This window comes from Pseudomonas sp. B611, from assembly GCF_055407965.1.
Window position 1 is genome coordinate 26,597 of record NZ_JBUZST010000030.1, and the last position, 16,637, is coordinate 43,233.

The window sequence follows — 16,637 nt, forward strand, 5'->3', positions numbered from 1 at the left end:
AGGAGAGCCGCCGATGGTTCCGCAAACGCTCTACAACATGAACGCCCATATCGACGGCGTTGCTTTTAACGGGGAGATGACCAGTGTGACGCTCCCCAAGCTCACCTTGAAAACCGAGGAGCATCGCGCCGGTGGCATGGATGCCCCGGTGGAGATGGACCAGGGCATGGAGAAACTGGAGGCCGGTTTCGCTGGCAAAGGTGCGCGCCCTGAAGCCATGAAGTTTTTTGGGCTCGCCGATCAGACGGCGTTCAACGGTGTGTTCCGGGGTTCCTTCAAAGGCCAGAAAGGTGCGACCACGGCAGTGGTCGCCACCCTGCGCGGCATGCTCAAAGAGATCGATCCGGGCGACTGGAAAGCCGGCGAGGCGGGGGAGTTCAAGTACTCCGTGGCAGTCAGCTATTACAAGCTCGAAGTCGGCGGCCGCCTGATGTACGAGATCGACCCAATCAACTGCGTCCGGGTTATCAACGGCGTCGATCAACTTGCCAGCGTCCGTCGCGACTTGGGCATGTAAGGGAATTAGCTTTCATGAAAACACTGAAAAAGCTGCCGTCCTGGCTTACCGTCGAAGCGGATAGCGCGACGATCACGTTGACGCGCCCCAGCGATATTAACGGCGTAAAGGTCGACCAACTGACCCTGCGTGCTCCGACCTTGCGTGAAGTCCGCGCCTCCGACGCAATCGGTGGCGACGACGAGGTATTGCGCGAAGTGACGTTGTTCGCATCCCTCGCGGATGCCGGCATTGTTGACCTCGACGGACTCAAGCTGACGGACTATTCACGCTTGCAGTCCGCCTACTCGCGGTTGTTGCAAGACGCCGGTATGCCCGAAAACAAGGGCGACACGCCGACCTGGTTAGTCGTTGGCTCCGATGGCGCAGTGGTCACGCTGTCCAAGGCGTATGACATCAACGATATCAAACTCGACCGCCTGACGTTCCGGGCGCCCACGGTGCGCGACGTGCGTACCGCAACTTCAGCTTCCAATGGCGACGACGAACAGCGCGAAACCATCCTGCTTGCCAGCCTCTCTGAATCCAACACCAAGGATCTGGAGGGGCTCAAGCTGACGGACTACCAGCGGCTGCAAGCCGCCTACTTTCGCCTGGTGCAGGATGACGGGGTTTAGCGCCTCCCTGCAGCGACAGGTCGCGAAGCGTTTGGCGACGCAGTACTCATTCGCCGCCAATGAAATCGAGACCATGCCCTTTTCCACGATGATCTGGTGGCTCACGGACTGAGCCCCGCATCCCTGCCTGGAGTGTTCTCATGGCAAACAACCTGGCGCTCGGCCTGGTCATCGGCGGCGTCGTCAGCTCCACGGTCGGCGCCGCCTTCAAGGACGTTGAAGGCCGCATCAAGAAACTCGGCGAAACCGGCACCAAGGCCCGCGTGCTGCAAAGCACCATCGGCGACACGATCCGCCTGCGCGACGAATGGAAAAAAGCCCACGACACCGGTTCAGCTTCGGCCGGTGACCTGCTGCGGAAGCTGGAAGGCAACCTCAAAACCCTGAAAGAGCAGGGCATTGAAGTCGGCAAACTGCGCAAGGAATACCAGGCCCTCGGCCAGGTAGCGCGGGGCGCCGAACTCAAGGCGCTGGGCCACACGCAGATCCAGCAGGGCAAAGAGGGGATGAAGAACTCCCTCGGCAAAGCGGCGGCGCTCACGGCGTCGTTGGCGATCCCGACCAAGGTCTCCGGCGATTACCAGGCGCAGATCCGCCAGATGTCGTTGTGGGCACACACTGCCGGCACAGGCGATGAAGCCGAGCTGGCAGCAAGCATCAGCAAGGTCGCGGCGGAAAAGGGCATCAGCCAGCAACTGTTGGCGAAGTCGGTCGGCGCCTTGATCGAAAAGGGTGTTGAGTGGGACGTGGCTGCCGGTTACGCCGGGCAGATCGCCGACTTGATCGACGGCCAGGGGATGGAGCCCGAAACCATCGCCACGCTGATCAACGCCTTCAAGGAGGCCGGGGTAAAGCAGGCTGACATGGCCGCCTCGCTGGGGCAGGTGGCCGCCGCCGGTGACATCGGCGCGTTCGGTCCCAAGGAGATGGCCAAGTACCTGCCGGCCATGCTCGGCAACATCAAGCGCCTGGGCATGGAAGGCCCCGAGGCGGTGCGCTTCCTCGGTGCCAGCCTGCAATCGCAATTCTCGCAAACCCAGGACGCGGCGGCTGCGGCCACCAACATGAACAACCTGCTCAACGCAGTGATCAGCAGCACCAGCCAGGAACGCTTCGCCAAGGAAGGTTATGACTTGGCCGGCTCGATCCTCGCCGCGACCAAAAGCGGCAAGGCAGCGAACCCGGTCGATGCGTTCATCATGCTCAGCGAGCAGTTGATCAAGAAGCAGGATCCGGCCAAGGCCAAGAAAATCGAGGCGTTGAAGGCCAAGATCAAGGGCTCGGTCGATGGTAGTGCGGAGGAAGCGCAGGCCATGGTCGCGCTGACTGAAGCGGCGGGGTTGGCGACGATTGTCAGCGATCAGAGTGCCAGTGCGGGTTTGCTTGCGCAGATCAAATACGGCGACAAGATCAAGGCCGACATGTCGGTGATCAAGGGCACGGATGGCAAGGCTAAGATCGAGGCGGATGCGGCGAAGGCGCGGGAGACGTCCAACAGGAAGTGGGCGACGGCGACTGCTGGCATTGAATCGTCGATGACGCGGATTGGAGATGCGGTGCGGCCGTTGACTGACCTGGCTGCCGATGGGTTGGCGAAGGTCGCGTATGGGCTTGGGGAGTTGGCCGGTAAGTTTCCAACGGTAATCAGCGGGGCGACGGTGCTGGCCGCTGGTGTGGTCGGACTGGGTGCCGCGATCAATGCGATCAAGATCGGCAAGGGCTTGGTGAATGTGGCCCGTGGTTCGCTGATGGGCAACCCGAATGTGATCCAGCGGGTGTTCGTCACCAACCCTTCCGGCGGTGCTGGTGGGGTCGACGTCGGGGACGGCAAGCGGCGGCGGGGCAAGGGCAAGCGTGGTCGCGGTGGTCGAGGGGCTGTTGGTAGCGCTGCTGCGGCGGCTGCGCCGATTGGTGCGACGGCCAGCCGATTTGCACCCAAGGCGATGATGGGCAAGGGGCTTGGTTTCGCTAAGGTCGGTGCGCCGATGGCGCTGATCGAGGCCGGGTTGATTGCCGCTGACACTTATCAGAACGCCGAAACCCGCGACGAAAAGGCCGAGGGTTATGGCAATGCCGCTGGCACGCTGGCCGGGACACTGGCCGGTGCAGCAGCTGGGGCAGCGATTGGTTCTGTTGTCCCGGTGATCGGCACCGTGGTCGGCGGGTTGATCGGCGGTTTCCTTGGTAGCTGGGGCGGCGGTGAGCTGGGCGGTGCAGTCGGCAAGGCTGCATTCGGCGGGCCGGACGCACCGGCTGAACGATTGGTGCTGCCGGTTCAGCCTTCGCCGTTGCTGCTGCCACCACCTGGTACATCGCCCATGCCGCGATTGGCGCAGATGGCGCCGCCAATAGCGGCAGGTCCATTGAGGCTCAGGGCTCCCGCAGCACCTGGGCCAGCCTTGGGCGACGTGTCGCGTTCGTTGGGTGCTGCCCCGGCAGCGGCGGTTGCTCCTGCCTTGCTCAGTGCCGGGGTTGCCGCGAAGTCGGAACCCCCTCGGATTGATCAGCAGTGGCAATTCTCCCCGACCGTGGGTGTCACGGTGCAGGGCGACGTCAAGGATCCACGGCAACTGGCGCAGGAGATGATGCCGCACATGCGTCAGCTGTTTGAGGAATTCAGCCGGGAGCAGGCACGACGCAACCTGTTCGACGCGCCACATGTTTAAGGGGGAGCAATGATCTATATGGAGCAATTGCAGGCCGGCTTTAAATCCCTGGTCAAGGCCGGGGAGGCTGGCCGGCACAGCATTGACGACATGATCGGCCCGGTGAATGGCGCGATCAGCGAGATCACCGGGGCGGCTGAGGAGATCGCCAGTCTTCCCGGTGTACCGCCCGAGGTTGGTGCAAAGCTGCAGCGCGTCATGCGCGGGATCGGCGCCGCTCAATCCAAAGTCGGGACGGTGCTGGCAACCTACAATAAAGCCACCCGAACGATGACGGGCATTGATGAGCGTATGGGAACGCTCAAGGAACAAGCCTACCGGGCCGGGACGGCAATCAACCAGGTTGCCGGGAAGGTCGATCCCCGGCTGGCAAACATCCTGCCCACCAGCGCCCTGGCGCCCAATGCCACGCCGATGGCGGAAGCGGTCAAACCGTTCCCGCATCTGCTGATTTTGCAGCCGCTGCAAACCAACGCGCAGCCGTTCTACTTCAACTTGGACACGGCAGCGTTCGACGAACTTCGCCGGCAAACAGAGTTCCGCTGGGCCTCGCAAGAGCGCCTCAGTCGTCGGCCGGCGCAGCAGGCCGTGGGCATGGGGGAAGAAAAGCTGAGCCTCAAGGGCGCGATCTTTCCTGCGTTCAAAGGCGGGCTCAAACAACTGGATACCTTGCGTTCCATTGGTGCCCAGCTGCTGCCGTTGAACCTGACCACTGGCTACGGCTTTGTCCTGGGCACCTGGTGCTTGCGCAGCCTGGAGGAAGAGCAGGGCGCGTTGCTGGCAGGCGGGATCCCGCGCAAGCAAACCTTCAGTTTGGAGTTCACACGCTATGGCGATGATATGCAGAACGTCTGACGGCGACCTGCTCGACACGCTGTGTTACCAGCATTACGGGCACCTCAATGGCACGGTTGAAGCGGTTCTGGCTGCCAATCGCCTGCTGGCGGATGAGCCGCAACCCTTGCGTACGGGGCTGCTGATCACTTTCCCCGACATCGAACAGTCGGGTGCCGAGCAGGTGCAGTTGTGGGATTGAGGAAGACAACGGCTGCGCAAGATTGGTAGCATCCGGCCATTACCTAATATGGGTTTTCATAAGGAAGTGATGTGATGGGAAAGAAGTTGATCGCAGGCGCTCTTCTGGGAATGGGCCTTCTGGCTACCTCCTGGGGCGCGATGGCAGCAGACAACCTGTTCAAAAACTACACGTACGGCACTTCGGTCACTGACTTCAAAGAGTCCCAGGGTTACTACGACTGCTCCGAAGACGTGGGGGGCGTTGCTCGCTGCATTGATGATGTGGATTTTATCGGGCACAAGTTTACAGCCGCACTGATTTTTTCCGGATCCAAACTGATCATGCTTTCATTGATCAGCGATTACGATTCTGACCTTCTTGCAACCTCGGTAGGCACGTTGGCAAAGACGTTTAAGCTCTCGATATTGTCAGATGATAAATCTCAATTTGACGTTATTCAGGCCACTGCTAATGCGAAAAGTAGAGATGACCTTTCATCTAAACTATCCAGTTACGAAGGCGGCGCAATGAACAGCGGTACGTTGACGTATACCTTCTATGAAGGCGTCGACAAAAATAAGAAATATCCAACCGTGACCAGTCAGGTTGCAGATTTGCCCGATAATGTGCGCTCGGCTGAAATAATCATAACGGGTGAAGGGCCGGAAGCCGCGCTACTTATCAGGTTTGGTTTTCCAAAGCTGGAGGGGAAGAAAGTGGCTGAAGCCGCAAAGAAACCTATCGAATCGTTCTAAACCATCTGTCACAGAACTAGCCTCGCACTCGCGGGGCTTTTTCGTCTCTGGGGATCTATCTTTGAAACCTGTCTTCAAGATTATTGCTGATGGCGCTGACATTACGGCCTTGATCAATGACCGCCTGTTATTGCTACGTACCCTCGACAAGCCCGGCATGGAGTCCGACGAATTCGAGTTGCGTATCGACGACCGTGACGGCGCCGTCGCGCTCCCCAAAAAGGGCGCCGGGATCGAGGTCTACCTCGGCTACGACAGCAAGGCACTGGCACGCGTGGGCCGTTACACCGTCGACGACATCGAGGTCTCCGGCCCGCCCGACACCCTGGTCATTCGCGGCAAGGCCAGCGACATGCGCGGCAGCGGCAAGACCACCCGCAGCGGTAGCTGGGAAAACGTACCGCTGTCCAAGATCGTCAGCGACATTGCTGCACGTAATGGTTGGAAACCCGAATGCACGGTCGCCACGGTCGTACCTCGGGCCGACCAGTTGAACGAATCGGACTACAACTTCATCACCCGGCTCGCCAAAGGCTACGACTGCACAGCCAAGGTCGCCGACAGCAAGCTGCTGGTGCTGCCTCGCCAAAGCGGCCAGACCGCCAGCGGCAAGAGCCTGCCAGCGATCACCCTCCGGCGCAGTGACGTCAGCCGCTGGCAATTCCGCTTCCTCGACCGCACCACCCAGAAGGCCGTCAAGGCCAAGTACCAGGACAAGAAAACCGGCGAGCTGGTCAACCTGACCCTGGACAACGACGACGCGCCTGCCGGTTTGCCGCCGGTTCACACCGACCGCCACATCCACCCGAACAAATCCGCCGCTGAGCAAGCCGTGAAAGCCCGGCTCGCCGCGTTCAACCGATCGACCGCCGAGGTGCGGCTGGAGATGGTAGGGCGCACGGACCTGTTTGCAGAACGGCAGATCAACGCGCAAGGCTTCAAGGACGGATTGGATGGGGAGTTCCTGGTCGACTCCGTGGAGCAGGTGTTCACCCAGTCCGGCTGGAGCACCACGGTCGAGTGCAACGCAGGGAAGAAGGGCAAGGCCAAGGCGGCCGGCAAGAAAAAGAAGACGTCCAAGGAGGTGAAAGTCCTGGAGTTGTAACTGGCCGTACCTGCTTCACCACCCGCCGCCATCGAGCGGTATTTTTTTGTCTGGGAAAAAGCGATGTCCATTACCGAGCAACAACTGCAACGCATCATGCCCAACGCCCGCCGCCAAGCGGGCGTTTTTGTATCCGCGCTCAACGCGGCCATGACCAACCGCAAGATCGATACGCCGAAGCGGCAGGCAGCGTTCCTCGCCCAGATCGGCCACGAGTCAGGCCAACTGCAATACGTGCGTGAACTGGGGGGCGATCAGTACCTCAGCAAGTACGACACCGGCCCGCTGGCCGCCAAGCTGGGAAACACGCCGGCAGCCGATGGCGACGGCCAACGCTATCGCGGTCGCGGGCTGATCCAGATCACCGGCCACGACAACTACCTGCGCTGCAGCCTTGCGCTGTTCGGCGATGAGCGATTGCTGCGCACGCCGGAACTGCTCGAACTGCCGCAATGGGCCGCTGAGTCGGCCGCGTGGTTCTGGTCGATAAACGGATTAAACGCGCTCGCGGATCAAGAGCAATTCAACACCATCACCTGGCGGATCAACGGAGGCCTCAACGGCCTGGAGGATCGGCTGCAACTATGGGCCAGGGCGAGGGCGGTGTTATGCGTCTCTTCGACCTGATCCCCACGCAATACCGGATTGCGGCGGTCGGCCTGCTGCTGGTGATGTTGGCCGCCGGATCCGCTGCCTTGGCCTGGACCGCCCAAGACTGGCGCTACGGCAAGCAGCTTGAGCACCAGGCCCGGCTCCATGCCGACACCCTCGGCGAGTTATCCCAAGCCGCTGCCGCCCTGCAACGCAAAGAGCAGGACAAGCGCTTCGCCCTGGAGCAGCGTCTGCACAACAACGACGAAACCCACCACAAGGAATTGACCGATGAGCAAACGAAGCAGGCTCGTCTGCGTGATCGCCTGGCTACTGCTGATCTGCGGCTGTCAGTCGTTCTCGCCGCCACCGAAGCCACCAGCAGCTGTGCAGTGCCAACCACCACCGCCACCGGCCGCGTGGTTCATGGCCCCACAAGAGCCCAACTTGACCCAGCGCATGCTCAACGAATTATCGGCATCACCGATGCCGGCGACCAAGGACTGATTGCGCTGGGTGCATGCCAGAGTTATGTACGTGAACTCATAAGGATTCAGTAATAGTGTTTTTCGCGGCTCAGGTGATGTCTTTTAGCTCGTCGAGAAACGTCAGCTCGTTCTCAAGCTGGATGAAGTTGAAGTCTCTGAGTAAATGAGTAGCGTTTTTTCTAAATTGCAACTCAAAGGCTTCGTCTTGTTCAACCCTGCGCCAGAGAGTGTTGAAGCTATCAACGGCAATTATTTTTATGTCGTTGGTGTCCATAAGATAAAAGTTTTCATAGCCGCGTGCGGAAATTGCAGCATGAACAACGTCTTTTTTCTCAGGCCATGAATAATAAAAAATCGTCTTGGGTGGGTTGACCCTGGTTGCGTGGTCTCCGAGAGGAGAGTACGCGTGCAGCAGAGAGCTTCTGGCAGCCCAGAGATCGTAAGGAGAATATTGGCTCCATTTGGAGTGGTGATATTTAACTAGAAAATTTTTGAATCTGTCCTGATTTGTGGTTTTGCCATCGCCTTCTTTGGCTAGTGTTGCGCAAATGTCGATGAATGAATAAAACAATAATAGCGCAGGCATCTTATGACGCTTTGCGAGCGCTTCATAGGCGGCACTTTTCAGGTCGTTAAGCGTTACCAGAGCCAAGAGAGTTTGAGGATTCAATTTTACTTCCTGTTATTTCGTAGCCTACGAGGAGATAGAGTTGATCTCATAGCAAACCAAAAGAGCAACCGGTTTGATGCGTCAACATCTAAACCGGTTGCTGTACCCGCAGATCATCCCTGCAAGTCCAGCCAAGGCTCCTGCTTCGTGCACAAAGCGGAGCGAGCCTAGCACTGTTTATCCATACAGCAAAGGTCTTGCTTTTATATGTCTACACCCATCATCCCTTGGATGGGCGGCAAACGCCGCCTGGCCGACCGCCTTATCCCACTTTTCCCACCTCACGAATGCTACGTCGAAGTGTTTGCCGGCGGAGCTGCGCTGTACTTCATGCGCCCCCAGGCCGCGCCGGTTGAAGTCCTCAACGACATCAACGGCGACCTGGTGACGCTGTACCGCGTCGTGCAGAACCACCTGGAAGAATTCGTGCGCCAGTTCAAATGGGCGCTCAGTTCTCGGCAGGTGTTCGAGTGGCAGAAGATGACCCGTCCTGAAACCCTTACCGACATTCAGCGCGCCGCCCGGTTCTTTTATCTGCAGCACCATGCCTTTGCCGGCAAGGTGACAGGGCAGACTTTCGGCACCGCGACGACCGGGCCGGCAATCAACCTGCTGCGGATCGAGGAAAACCTGTCAGCAGCGTGGCAGCGGTTGTCCGGCACCTACGTTGAAAACCTACCCTGGCTTGCTTGTGCTGAGCGCTACGACCGTGCCCATACCTTCCACTACATGGATCCACCCTACTGGCAGACCGCCGGGTATGGCGTGGATTTTCCCTTTGAGAATTACGAGCGCATGGCGGACTTCATGCGTCGCTGCAAAGGCAAGGTCATGGTCAGCATCAATGATCACCCGGACATTCGGCGGGTCTTTGATGGCTTCCATTTTGAAACCGTTGATATTCGCTACAGCACTACCAACCAGCGGCAGGGAAGGGCCGATGTCAGTGGAGAGTTGGTGATCATGAACTGGGAGCCAGCCGCATTAGGGGGACTGTTTTGATGGTCGCCATGTTCGATCTGATTGGCTTGCTATGTGTTTATGGTAGAGCGTTACTGTGGTCACGCAAACGAAGGATGAACCCCATGGAAACTGCCTCCCACCATTTGAATGTCCTGCCCTCTCAGCTTCTTGCGGCGGCCTCGCGAGGAGAGATTGACCTTAACGAATTGGCTGCTGTTGTGTTGGCTGGCCGTGGGCTTGATCACAACGCAACCTGGATAGGCTTCCCGGCGGCCGCTCAACTGCTCGAGCAGCGCTTGCAGGGCTAATCATCCTCTGATGACAACGGGAGCAGTAGCTCGGCTCCCTGATGTTTCACGTTCCCTACCTCTTTGCCAACGGCATACCACTCAAAATCCTCGGTTGGCTGGCAGCATTCAGTGGCTATTTCTTGAGCGCGCTCTGGCGCAAGACCTGGATCCAGCCACTCCCTGGCATGCTCAGGCGTTAGCACCAAAGGCTTGCGATCATGGATGTCCACCATCCCTTGGTCGCTGGCGGCGGTGATGATCACGAAACCGTCTCCTTCGTTGGGCTCCAGGCCAAGGCTTACTTGGGCGAGCGCGCCGAAAAACATGGGTTTCTGACTTTTCAGGCGAATGAAGTAAGGCTGTTTCTTCTTCGGATCGTCGGGGTCTTTGACCCACTCATACCACCCCTCGCTCGGCACCACAGCTCGGCCAGTCGGCCACAGTTGCTTAAAGAATTTGCCGGTGGTGACCGTCTCCACACGGGCGTTGATCGGATCGGGGCGTTTGCCCTTGGCCCAGAAGGGCGCCCATCCCCATTTGACTGCATCGATATGCAGGCCATTCTCTGCGGTGTGCAGCACTTGCACCCGTGTCGTTGGAGCGACGTTGTAGCGATTGATCGGCACGGCGTCGTACCCACTGAATAGCTCGATCTGTGGGTTTAGCTCTTCGATAAAAATCGCCATCCCTTCGTACTGCACGAATCGCCCACACATACGCACCTCTCCGCTTGTCGAAATCCCCTACAGAAAAATTGACCGCAAGCGTCCTACAAAGTTAACTGTACATTCGTACAGTATATGTAAAAGGTCGCGCCATGAGCTTTACCATTTTAGGTCCCATCGCTGAAGTCGGCGCGAAGCTGCCGTTGTGCTCGTTCCAGGTTCCGGCCGGCTTTCCATCGCCGGCAGCGGATCACATCGAGCAGCACATCTCGCTGGATGAGGTTTTAAACATCCGTGCGCCTCATGTGTACCTGGTAGCTATCACCGGTGAAAGCATGCAAGGCGTCGGGATTTTTGATGGAGACCTCGCCGTGGTGGATCGTGCCATCGAGCCGATCCACGGGCATGTGGTGGTGGCACTGCTCAACAATGAGCCCGTGTGCAAGCGCCTATGTAAGCGTGGCCAGGAGGTGATACTGCTTTCCGAGAACCCAAAATTCCCAGCACGCTACGTTCTCGAAGGCGACGAGCTGTCGATCTGGGGCGTGATCACCAGCACAGTGCGCAGCCATGTTTAAGCAAGAGCCGGCCTTTGCACTGATCGACTGCAATAGCTTCTACGCCAGCTGCGAGCGTGTATTCCGGCCCGACCTCGCGAAGGTGCCCATCGTGGTGCTGAGCAATAATGATGGCTGTGTCATCGCCCGTAGTTACGACGCCAAGCCTTTCATCAAGATGGGCGAGCCGTATTTCCAGATCAAGCACAAGCTCAAGCAGCACGGCATTGTCCCGTTCTCCTCGAATTATGCGCTGTACGGCGACATGAGCGAGCGCGTGATGAGCCTGATTGAGGCGATGGTGCCGGCAGTTGAGGTGTATAGCATCGACGAGGCGTTTGCCGATCTGACCGGTATTGGTGGGCTGGATGCCTTAGGCCGTCAGATTCGCGCCCAGGTACTTCGCTGCACGGGTATCCCTGTCGGTGTTGGTATCGCTCACACAAAGACCTTGGCGAAGTTGGCAAACCACACCGCGAAGCGCCTGCAGTCCCAAACCGGTGGGGTGGTCAACATCACCGACCCGGTGAAGCGTGACTGGGTGCTTCGTAATACGGACGTGGCGGAAGTGTGGGGTGTCGGTCGAAAGATGAAACTCCATCTTGATGCCATGGGTATCAAGTCGGCTATGGACCTGGCTAAGGCTGATCCGTGGACGCTCCGCAAGAAGTTCAGTGTTGTGATCGAGAAGACGGCCAGGGAGTTGAGCGGCACGCCTTGCCTGGAGCTGGACGAGCCTGACCCGCCTAAGCAGGAGATCTGCTGCAGTCGCATGTTCGGAAAGCGGCTGACGGAGCTGGCGCCCATCAAGGAGGCTGTGGCCACTTACATGATGCGGGCTTCTGAGAAACTTCGTGCCCAGGGCTCGCTGTGCAAGAAGGTTCGCGTGTGCATCCGCACCGGCATGTTCAACGCGGAGGAGGCGAGGTATGCCAATGGGGTTGTGATGGATATGCCGTATCCGACTGACGACGTGCGCGTGCTCACGCAGGCGGCGTTAGGTGCGCTGGAGTGCATATTTCGGCCAGGGTTTAAGTACAGCAAGGCTGAGGTGATGCTGCTCAACTTGTGCCAGCCTGGCGAGTACACCGATGATTTATTTGCTACATCGCAGTCGGTAGACGCAACTCGATTAATGACAGTGCTGGATAAGGTCAACCAAAGATGGGGCAGGGGCACACTGCGGTCTGCCAGTGTGCCGCTAGATTCCGACTGGGGAATGCGTCGGGAGATGATGAGCGACAGCTATACTACCAATCTTGATCAGCTTTGGAAGGTAGATTGTAGCTAGCTGTCGGTTATATATTTGAGCTGCGCTCTCAATGTTTACCAGGGGTTTACTCTAAGATCCCTATCTGAGGTGTGCTGTTTTTTTAGGTGTGATGTAGATATGGCTTGGGGGGTTAGAGATAAATTACCAATATATCTGGTGCGCGAAAAGTGGAAATAAGGTGATATTAAATTAATGCTTAAGGAGTATGTAGATGCAAAGAGAAGTGGGGGATGTGTATTCGGGTACTATTTCTTATATTCATTCGAGCAAGCTTCCGGGTGAAATAAATGTATTTGACCTCTGTAGTCGGTTGGTGAAGTCGCCGATTTTTGAATTCGCTTTAGGTGATGATGGTAAGTTGTTTTATCAGGCTGATGGCATGCTTCGTATTGATGAGCTTGATTTGAGTGTTAATGTGGCGGGGACAAGCCTGGATATACGTGGTGAGAGTGGGTTTGTTTCACTATATAAAGGCGGTCCTATTAGATTTATGTACGAGCATGCTTTGAAATTGCATTTGTCCGGGAGAAAGATATTTGGGGATGATGTGATTTTTCCTGCGGTTAGTGCAAGGTTGTTTATGAAGCCTGTATGTGTCAAGGCGTCATCGGATCCACGATATGTGTGGGTTAATCCTTATGTTACCGTATATGCTAGTGGTGTTGTAACTGTTACTTTGATGCGCATTTCTGGGTTTGTATCCGCAACTGTTGAGCAGGTAGTGAATTGCGAGGTTAATCGGCCCTATGCCAGTTTGGATTCGGTGTTATGTGATAAGCACTTTTTCCTGAGTTGCGCAGATCTTCAAATATCGGAACAAAGCTTTTTTGAGCGCTTGAGAACGTTTAAGGGAATGAAGGCGCATATTGAAAGTCGTTTGAGTAGTTGCCAAGAGCTTGATGCGGGTGGGGACAAAATACAAGGAGTTGAACTGGTGGCGGTTCAAGGTTTTTCACTTAACAATTTTTCCGACTTGATATTTAAAATAGTGCATCGTGTTGTGGTGACGGGGAGGGTTCCTGGTAAGATAGGATGGTTTTCTCGGAAATATTCAGGTGAACAATTTATAGGCGATATTTATAGAAAGCCTATAATTTGTGTGGCAAGTCATACTAATCAGAAAGCGAATTCTATAGAAAACTCAGGTCTGCATAAAAGATTTATTGATAGTGTTTTGTCGAAGGTGGTTCATGCTGAGGGCTCGATTTATAAAAATTCTGATTATGTCGATTTACGCTCTTTTGATGATTTTAATCACTTTTCTCAGGAGGGTGTATCTTTAATTCTTATGTCTTCAAAAGAGTTGCAAACCTCAGACGGTAAGCCAGGTGCGATTTTCGAAAACGTAGTGTCTGATGTGGAGGTATTGAGTTCTGTAATTCACTACATATTGACTTATCGGTCAGCGGTTTTGGATGAGGTAGGCAATTGCGTTACGGCGGTTGATTTGGCAAGATTAGAGCTTGAGGTAATGGTTTTTGAAGAGTCATTGGGAGCTGTTAATCATTATGAGGAGATTTCAGACTTTTTTCAAAAAGCGTTACGCGGAAAAAAATCTGCAAGGCTCGAAACGTTGACGCAAAAGAAAATGGATGTAGTGCGAAAGGCACTGGAGCTAGATGAAAAAATTTCGTCTGAATCAGATATGAGGAGGATGACAATTGTGTTTGGTATAGTTGCGTCGGCAGCACTTTCACCAGAGTTAATACAGCCAGTAGCCATTTTTTTTGGTGGTAACAATACTAACGAGCTAAAGATTGTAAGTATTTTAATCTCCTTCGTGTTGGTATTTTTTATGGTGGGGCTTGTCCGGTTTCTTCCGAAAATTAGAGTGAGGAGATAGTGCTTGCGCTTGTGGGTGCTTGGTTGTATTAAGTCGATTGTGGTTGGGGGCGGTGAGAGTGCATGGTTTTGTAGATTATAGATCTTGTGTGAGTTCCCTATACTCGCAACACCAAATATCTGAGGTGTTACGTGTCCCGTCTTGTTGGATTTCGTCGACTCGAAAACACCTGACTGAGCAACTGGCGGCCCTGGAAGCAATGAAAGCCTGAAAAAGGAAGTCGATTTCGAGACCTCGCTTCGCGGGCTCACAACCATGATGGCAAAGCAGTGTAAGTTTAAATGCTAATAATCAGGCCCCTGCGGGGGTATTATATTGTGATCGCGGGAATAGATAGCAATGTTGGATTGGTGGGATAAGTATCGAGATAGGGCATTACTGTGCGGCTCCGTAATTGCGCTTGGGCTGCTGATGCTAGTCAAGTTGAAACTGGATGTCCCCGACTATATGAGAGGGTCTGATTGGAAAAACTGGGTTGAGTTTTTTCAGTCCAAAGCCTTTGAAGATATCGTTGGGGACATGCTCACTGGCTTGGTGGCGGCATACATTTTCTATGTTTTTATAGACTGGATGCCGAGGGTGAACGCTGAGCGAAAAGCACGAAAGCTCTTGAATTCACTCGTGGCTGGTCACGTCGAAAGCTTTCAGCGTGCTGAGATATTCGGGCACTCTAAATCTCTAGCTGAATTCAAAGCGCTTCGAATCGAAGATCTAGAGCACAATATAATAACGCTTGGTGGAGAGACCGAAGTGGCTAGCCTTCTGGCTATTGCATACATGAGTAAGTGGAGCCATCAAATGATGTCGGACTCATTGCAGGTCTCTCTTGTTCTAGGAATTCCTCAGGCTCAAATTTGGATGGAGTTGACATCCAGAATAGCTAAAGTCAAGTATTTGTCTGAGAAGGCTGAAAAGTCTGGGGTCTTGGACCGCCTGCGTAGTAATGTAGAAACAATTGGGGCATACGTCATTGGTGAAATATCATTTGTGGACGACCGTGAGTGGAACGATGAAATCAAATTTCAATCGAGGAAGTTCTTCGAGGGTGCGCGGAAGTGGATTGAGATAAATAAGTAGTGTTCAATGACCAGGTTCGAGTCCTGATGATCGGCGGTACTCACTTACCTGTGGGCCTCGCAGATGTCTAACCTGGTTGGGTTTCATAAGACTAGCGCCGAACAAGCACCGATTATTATCTAGTCCTAATCTGTCCTGATCCGTCTGTGGATTGCTGCAGTTGAGAGTTTTCCATTCTCTCGATATGGATCGTATTGTATGTGATCGACTGCGCGAGCTGTTCCTCAGCCTTGCTGAAGCGGATACCTTCGCCAAGAATCCCTCGCGCTTCCAAATCCAGGGCGAAGTCCATGATCTTGGTTTTTGTAACGTCCAGAATGCGAACTAGCTTGTGTACAGGTACGTGCAGAACCGGCTCGTAATCTGTCCTCATGAAGTTTTTGAAGGCCGCGTTGAGATCGGCAGAAAATTTCACCATCACCGTTCCGGTCTCAGTGCGCTCTACTAGGTCAATGAGCTGGCTCACTGAGTCTCGTGCAGGTTGTTCACACATGGACGCGTGGAGTTCGCCGCCCATGTCGACAGGGATCCATCCTCTATACGGATTGAAGGCTTTCAGTTCGCCCGTGACAATCCGGTAGCTGGGCACTGAGCGTGCATCGTATCCGTTGAGTTCGTCATTGAGCCATTCTTCGATGTCCTTGATCTTGAGTTTTCTGGATACGAGCAATGCTTTACGCAACAGATCTGGAAGGTGGATCGTCCGGTCAAGTACGTCACTCTGTAGTTCCAATACTAGGCTGTCCATGGAGTCATAGCGCTCCCATGAAGGTGATAACTGCAGGTAGGTATGAGGCAAGCACGTTGCCGGCAGTGCCTTCCAAGACGTTTTTGATCGAACCCAAGCACTCCTGGATGACGCCCTTCTTCGGAGCCGGCGAGCTGTTCTGCGCCTTAATTATATCGACGTCAGATCGCAGCCTTTGTGCGACAACCTGATCGTTGACCTTCGAAATGTCTTGTGAGAAGGCGTTCAAGAAGGCGTTCAGATCAAGGTGCTGAACACTCTGGTCATAATGCTGACTGGAGTGCTGAGCATCTTGCTGCACTTGAGAGCTGTGCATGGATCCGATAGAGATGTTATTCGTTTTGCTCATATGAGGCGGCCTCACTCCGAGATGGCGACTTGATACTGCATCATCCAGTTTCGCCAGAAGCATGGCAACTTCGAAACTCCACCGGGCAGTGTTTCGTCTCCCCTATGTGGTAACGGCCTAAGGCTGTAAACGTGTCAGATTTTGCCCGAAAGCAGTCAAGATGTATTTCGTAAAACTTTGGTGTTTCTGTGGTTTGCGTTCGTTCGGCGGGACGCCGGGGGAGGGCAAAATAGTTCCCGAACTCAAAAAGCACCCCATGCAGAATGCGGCCTGTAGCTTGATAGAAAGCCGTAAGTAATGGAACGCCAACGGCCTTCAGGACGCTGGCCCGCGTGAATTTGCCTATCGGTCTTGAAAACCGGCGAACGTTAATAGCGTTCCCAGGGTTCGAATCCCTGGTTTCCCGCCAAGATTCATACGAAAGCCTCGCGAAAGCGGGGCTTTT

19 protein-coding genes and 1 pseudogene are annotated in these 16,637 nt (G+C 55.2%); 16 read left to right on the plus strand and 4 right to left on the minus strand.

Translation table 11 applies throughout. The annotated features are described in order from the left end of the window. The first annotated feature begins 13 nt into the window (after window positions 1-13). The 10 genes and pseudogenes from ACZRMO_RS29445 (at window position 14) to ACZRMO_RS29490 (ending at window position 7,829) form a co-directional block, all read left to right on the plus strand. Window positions 14-517: a phage major tail tube protein gene (locus tag ACZRMO_RS29445; RefSeq protein WP_124527942.1), complete on the plus strand. Its 504-nt coding sequence runs from the start codon at window positions 14-16 to the stop codon at window positions 515-517. Window positions 518-531: 14 nt separating this feature from the next. Further along, window positions 532-804: pseudogene (locus tag ACZRMO_RS29450) on the plus strand (phage tail assembly protein); the annotation flags it as partial. Between the two features lie 24 nt (window positions 805-828). Then, window positions 829-1,134 carry a phage tail assembly protein gene (locus ACZRMO_RS29455; protein WP_256659369.1) on the plus strand — a complete coding sequence of 102 codons (306 nt, stop codon included), beginning with the start codon at window positions 829-831 and terminating at the stop codon, window positions 1,132-1,134. A gap of 140 nt (window positions 1,135-1,274) precedes the next feature. Then, entirely contained in the window at window positions 1,275-3,800 is a 2,526-nt protein-coding gene (locus ACZRMO_RS29460; RefSeq protein WP_463975196.1) for a phage tail tape measure protein, read from the plus strand. Window positions 3,801-3,809: 9 nt separating this feature from the next. Next, window positions 3,810-4,655 (plus strand): phage tail protein, encoded by an 846-nt coding sequence (locus ACZRMO_RS29465; RefSeq protein ID WP_463975197.1) that lies wholly within the window; start codon window positions 3,810-3,812, stop codon window positions 4,653-4,655. Further along, window positions 4,630-4,836 carry a tail protein X gene (locus ACZRMO_RS29470; RefSeq protein WP_463975198.1) on the plus strand — a complete coding sequence of 69 codons (207 nt, stop codon included), beginning with the start codon at window positions 4,630-4,632 and terminating at the stop codon, window positions 4,834-4,836. The genes ACZRMO_RS29465 and ACZRMO_RS29470 overlap by 26 nt, the downstream gene beginning before the upstream one ends. A gap of 74 nt (window positions 4,837-4,910) precedes the next feature. Further along, window positions 4,911-5,573 (plus strand): hypothetical protein, encoded by a 663-nt coding sequence (locus ACZRMO_RS29475; protein ID WP_463975199.1) that lies wholly within the window; start codon window positions 4,911-4,913, stop codon window positions 5,571-5,573. Between the two features lie 61 nt (window positions 5,574-5,634). Then, entirely contained in the window at window positions 5,635-6,678 is a 1,044-nt protein-coding gene (locus ACZRMO_RS29480; protein WP_463975200.1) for a phage late control D family protein, read from the plus strand. A 63-nt stretch (window positions 6,679-6,741) separates the two neighbouring features. Further along, on the plus strand, window positions 6,742-7,305 hold the full coding sequence (locus tag ACZRMO_RS29485; RefSeq protein WP_463975201.1) for a glycoside hydrolase family 19 protein: 564 nt from the start codon (window positions 6,742-6,744) through the stop codon (window positions 7,303-7,305). Further along, window positions 7,287-7,829 carry a lysis system spanin subunit gene (locus tag ACZRMO_RS29490; protein WP_463975202.1) on the plus strand — a complete coding sequence of 181 codons (543 nt, stop codon included), beginning with the start codon at window positions 7,287-7,289 and terminating at the stop codon, window positions 7,827-7,829. The genes ACZRMO_RS29485 and ACZRMO_RS29490 overlap by 19 nt, the downstream gene beginning before the upstream one ends. Window positions 7,830-7,845: 16 nt before the next feature. Here ACZRMO_RS29490 and ACZRMO_RS29495 read toward each other — a convergent pair whose 3' ends face one another. Next, a complete protein-coding gene (locus tag ACZRMO_RS29495) occupies window positions 7,846-8,427 on the minus strand; it encodes a hypothetical protein (protein WP_463975203.1) in 582 nt (193 codons plus the stop codon). A gap of 207 nt (window positions 8,428-8,634) precedes the next feature. On the opposite strand from ACZRMO_RS29495, the gene ACZRMO_RS29500 reads away from it, so the two are divergent. Continuing rightward, window positions 8,635-9,429, plus strand: a complete 795-nt coding sequence (locus ACZRMO_RS29500) for a DNA adenine methylase (protein WP_463975204.1) — start codon at window positions 8,635-8,637, stop codon at window positions 9,427-9,429. Window positions 9,430-9,512: 83 nt separating this feature from the next. Then, complete coding sequence (locus ACZRMO_RS29505) at window positions 9,513-9,698, plus strand: hypothetical protein (RefSeq protein WP_463975205.1); 186 nt, start codon at window positions 9,513-9,515, stop codon at window positions 9,696-9,698. Here the strand turns inward: ACZRMO_RS29505 and ACZRMO_RS29510 are convergent. After that, window positions 9,695-10,396 carry an SOS response-associated peptidase family protein gene (locus ACZRMO_RS29510; protein ID WP_463975206.1) on the minus strand — a complete coding sequence of 234 codons (702 nt, stop codon included), beginning with the start codon at window positions 10,394-10,396 and terminating at the stop codon, window positions 9,695-9,697. The two genes, ACZRMO_RS29505 and ACZRMO_RS29510, sit on opposite strands and share 4 nt — an antisense overlap. Before the next feature lie 101 nt (window positions 10,397-10,497). On the opposite strand from ACZRMO_RS29510, the gene ACZRMO_RS29515 reads away from it, so the two are divergent. The 4 genes from ACZRMO_RS29515 (at window position 10,498) to ACZRMO_RS29530 (ending at window position 15,095) form a co-directional block, all read left to right on the plus strand. After that, a complete protein-coding gene (locus ACZRMO_RS29515; protein ID WP_463975207.1) occupies window positions 10,498-10,923 on the plus strand; it encodes a LexA family protein in 426 nt (141 codons plus the stop codon). Further along, complete coding sequence (locus ACZRMO_RS29520; RefSeq protein WP_463975208.1) at window positions 10,916-12,193, plus strand: Y-family DNA polymerase; 1,278 nt, start codon at window positions 10,916-10,918, stop codon at window positions 12,191-12,193. The genes ACZRMO_RS29515 and ACZRMO_RS29520 overlap by 8 nt, the downstream gene beginning before the upstream one ends. Before the next feature lie 193 nt (window positions 12,194-12,386). Then, window positions 12,387-14,018, plus strand: a complete 1,632-nt coding sequence (locus tag ACZRMO_RS29525) for a hypothetical protein (RefSeq protein ID WP_463975209.1) — start codon at window positions 12,387-12,389, stop codon at window positions 14,016-14,018. Window positions 14,019-14,357: 339 nt separating this feature from the next. After that, window positions 14,358-15,095 (plus strand): hypothetical protein, encoded by a 738-nt coding sequence (locus ACZRMO_RS29530; protein ID WP_463975210.1) that lies wholly within the window; start codon window positions 14,358-14,360, stop codon window positions 15,093-15,095. A 115-nt stretch (window positions 15,096-15,210) separates the two neighbouring features. Here ACZRMO_RS29530 and ACZRMO_RS29535 read toward each other — a convergent pair whose 3' ends face one another. Next, window positions 15,211-15,843 (minus strand): AbiTii domain-containing protein, encoded by a 633-nt coding sequence (locus ACZRMO_RS29535; protein WP_463975211.1) that lies wholly within the window; start codon window positions 15,841-15,843, stop codon window positions 15,211-15,213. Between the two features lie 4 nt (window positions 15,844-15,847). Then, on the minus strand, window positions 15,848-16,192 hold the full coding sequence (locus ACZRMO_RS29540) for a hypothetical protein (protein WP_463975212.1): 345 nt from the start codon (window positions 16,190-16,192) through the stop codon (window positions 15,848-15,850). Window positions 16,193-16,637 lie beyond the last annotated feature (445 nt).

What these genes read in the sequence shown, in the direction of transcription:
- ACZRMO_RS29460 (WP_463975196.1), top strand. Translation starts at nt 1,275, where the DNA reads ATGGCAAACAACCTGGCGCTCGGCCTGGTCATCGGCGGCGTCGTCAGC.
- ACZRMO_RS29490 (WP_463975202.1), top strand. Translation starts at nt 7,287, where the DNA reads ATGCGTCTCTTCGACCTGATCCCCACGCAATACCGGATTGCGGCGGTC.
- ACZRMO_RS29500 (WP_463975204.1), top strand. Translation starts at nt 8,635, where the DNA reads ATGTCTACACCCATCATCCCTTGGATGGGCGGCAAACGCCGCCTGGCC.
- ACZRMO_RS29485 (WP_463975201.1), top strand. Translation starts at nt 6,742, where the DNA reads ATGTCCATTACCGAGCAACAACTGCAACGCATCATGCCCAACGCCCGC.
- ACZRMO_RS29515 (WP_463975207.1), top strand. Translation starts at nt 10,498, where the DNA reads ATGAGCTTTACCATTTTAGGTCCCATCGCTGAAGTCGGCGCGAAGCTG.
- ACZRMO_RS29535 (WP_463975211.1), bottom strand. Translation starts at nt 15,843, where the DNA reads ATGGACAGCCTAGTATTGGAACTACAGAGTGACGTACTTGACCGGACG.
- ACZRMO_RS29470 (WP_463975198.1), top strand. Translation starts at nt 4,630, where the DNA reads ATGGCGATGATATGCAGAACGTCTGACGGCGACCTGCTCGACACGCTG.
- ACZRMO_RS29445 (WP_124527942.1), top strand. Translation starts at nt 14, where the DNA reads ATGGTTCCGCAAACGCTCTACAACATGAACGCCCATATCGACGGCGTT.
- ACZRMO_RS29525 (WP_463975209.1), top strand. Translation starts at nt 12,387, where the DNA reads ATGCAAAGAGAAGTGGGGGATGTGTATTCGGGTACTATTTCTTATATT.
- ACZRMO_RS29455 (WP_256659369.1), top strand. Translation starts at nt 829, where the DNA reads ATGCCCGAAAACAAGGGCGACACGCCGACCTGGTTAGTCGTTGGCTCC.
- ACZRMO_RS29510 (WP_463975206.1), bottom strand. Translation starts at nt 10,396, where the DNA reads ATGTGTGGGCGATTCGTGCAGTACGAAGGGATGGCGATTTTTATCGAA.
- ACZRMO_RS29530 (WP_463975210.1), top strand. Translation starts at nt 14,358, where the DNA reads ATGTTGGATTGGTGGGATAAGTATCGAGATAGGGCATTACTGTGCGGC.
- ACZRMO_RS29475 (WP_463975199.1), top strand. Translation starts at nt 4,911, where the DNA reads ATGGGAAAGAAGTTGATCGCAGGCGCTCTTCTGGGAATGGGCCTTCTG.
- ACZRMO_RS29465 (WP_463975197.1), top strand. Translation starts at nt 3,810, where the DNA reads ATGATCTATATGGAGCAATTGCAGGCCGGCTTTAAATCCCTGGTCAAG.
- ACZRMO_RS29505 (WP_463975205.1), top strand. Translation starts at nt 9,513, where the DNA reads ATGGAAACTGCCTCCCACCATTTGAATGTCCTGCCCTCTCAGCTTCTT.
- ACZRMO_RS29540 (WP_463975212.1), bottom strand. Translation starts at nt 16,192, where the DNA reads ATGAGCAAAACGAATAACATCTCTATCGGATCCATGCACAGCTCTCAA.
- ACZRMO_RS29520 (WP_463975208.1), top strand. Translation starts at nt 10,916, where the DNA reads ATGTTTAAGCAAGAGCCGGCCTTTGCACTGATCGACTGCAATAGCTTC.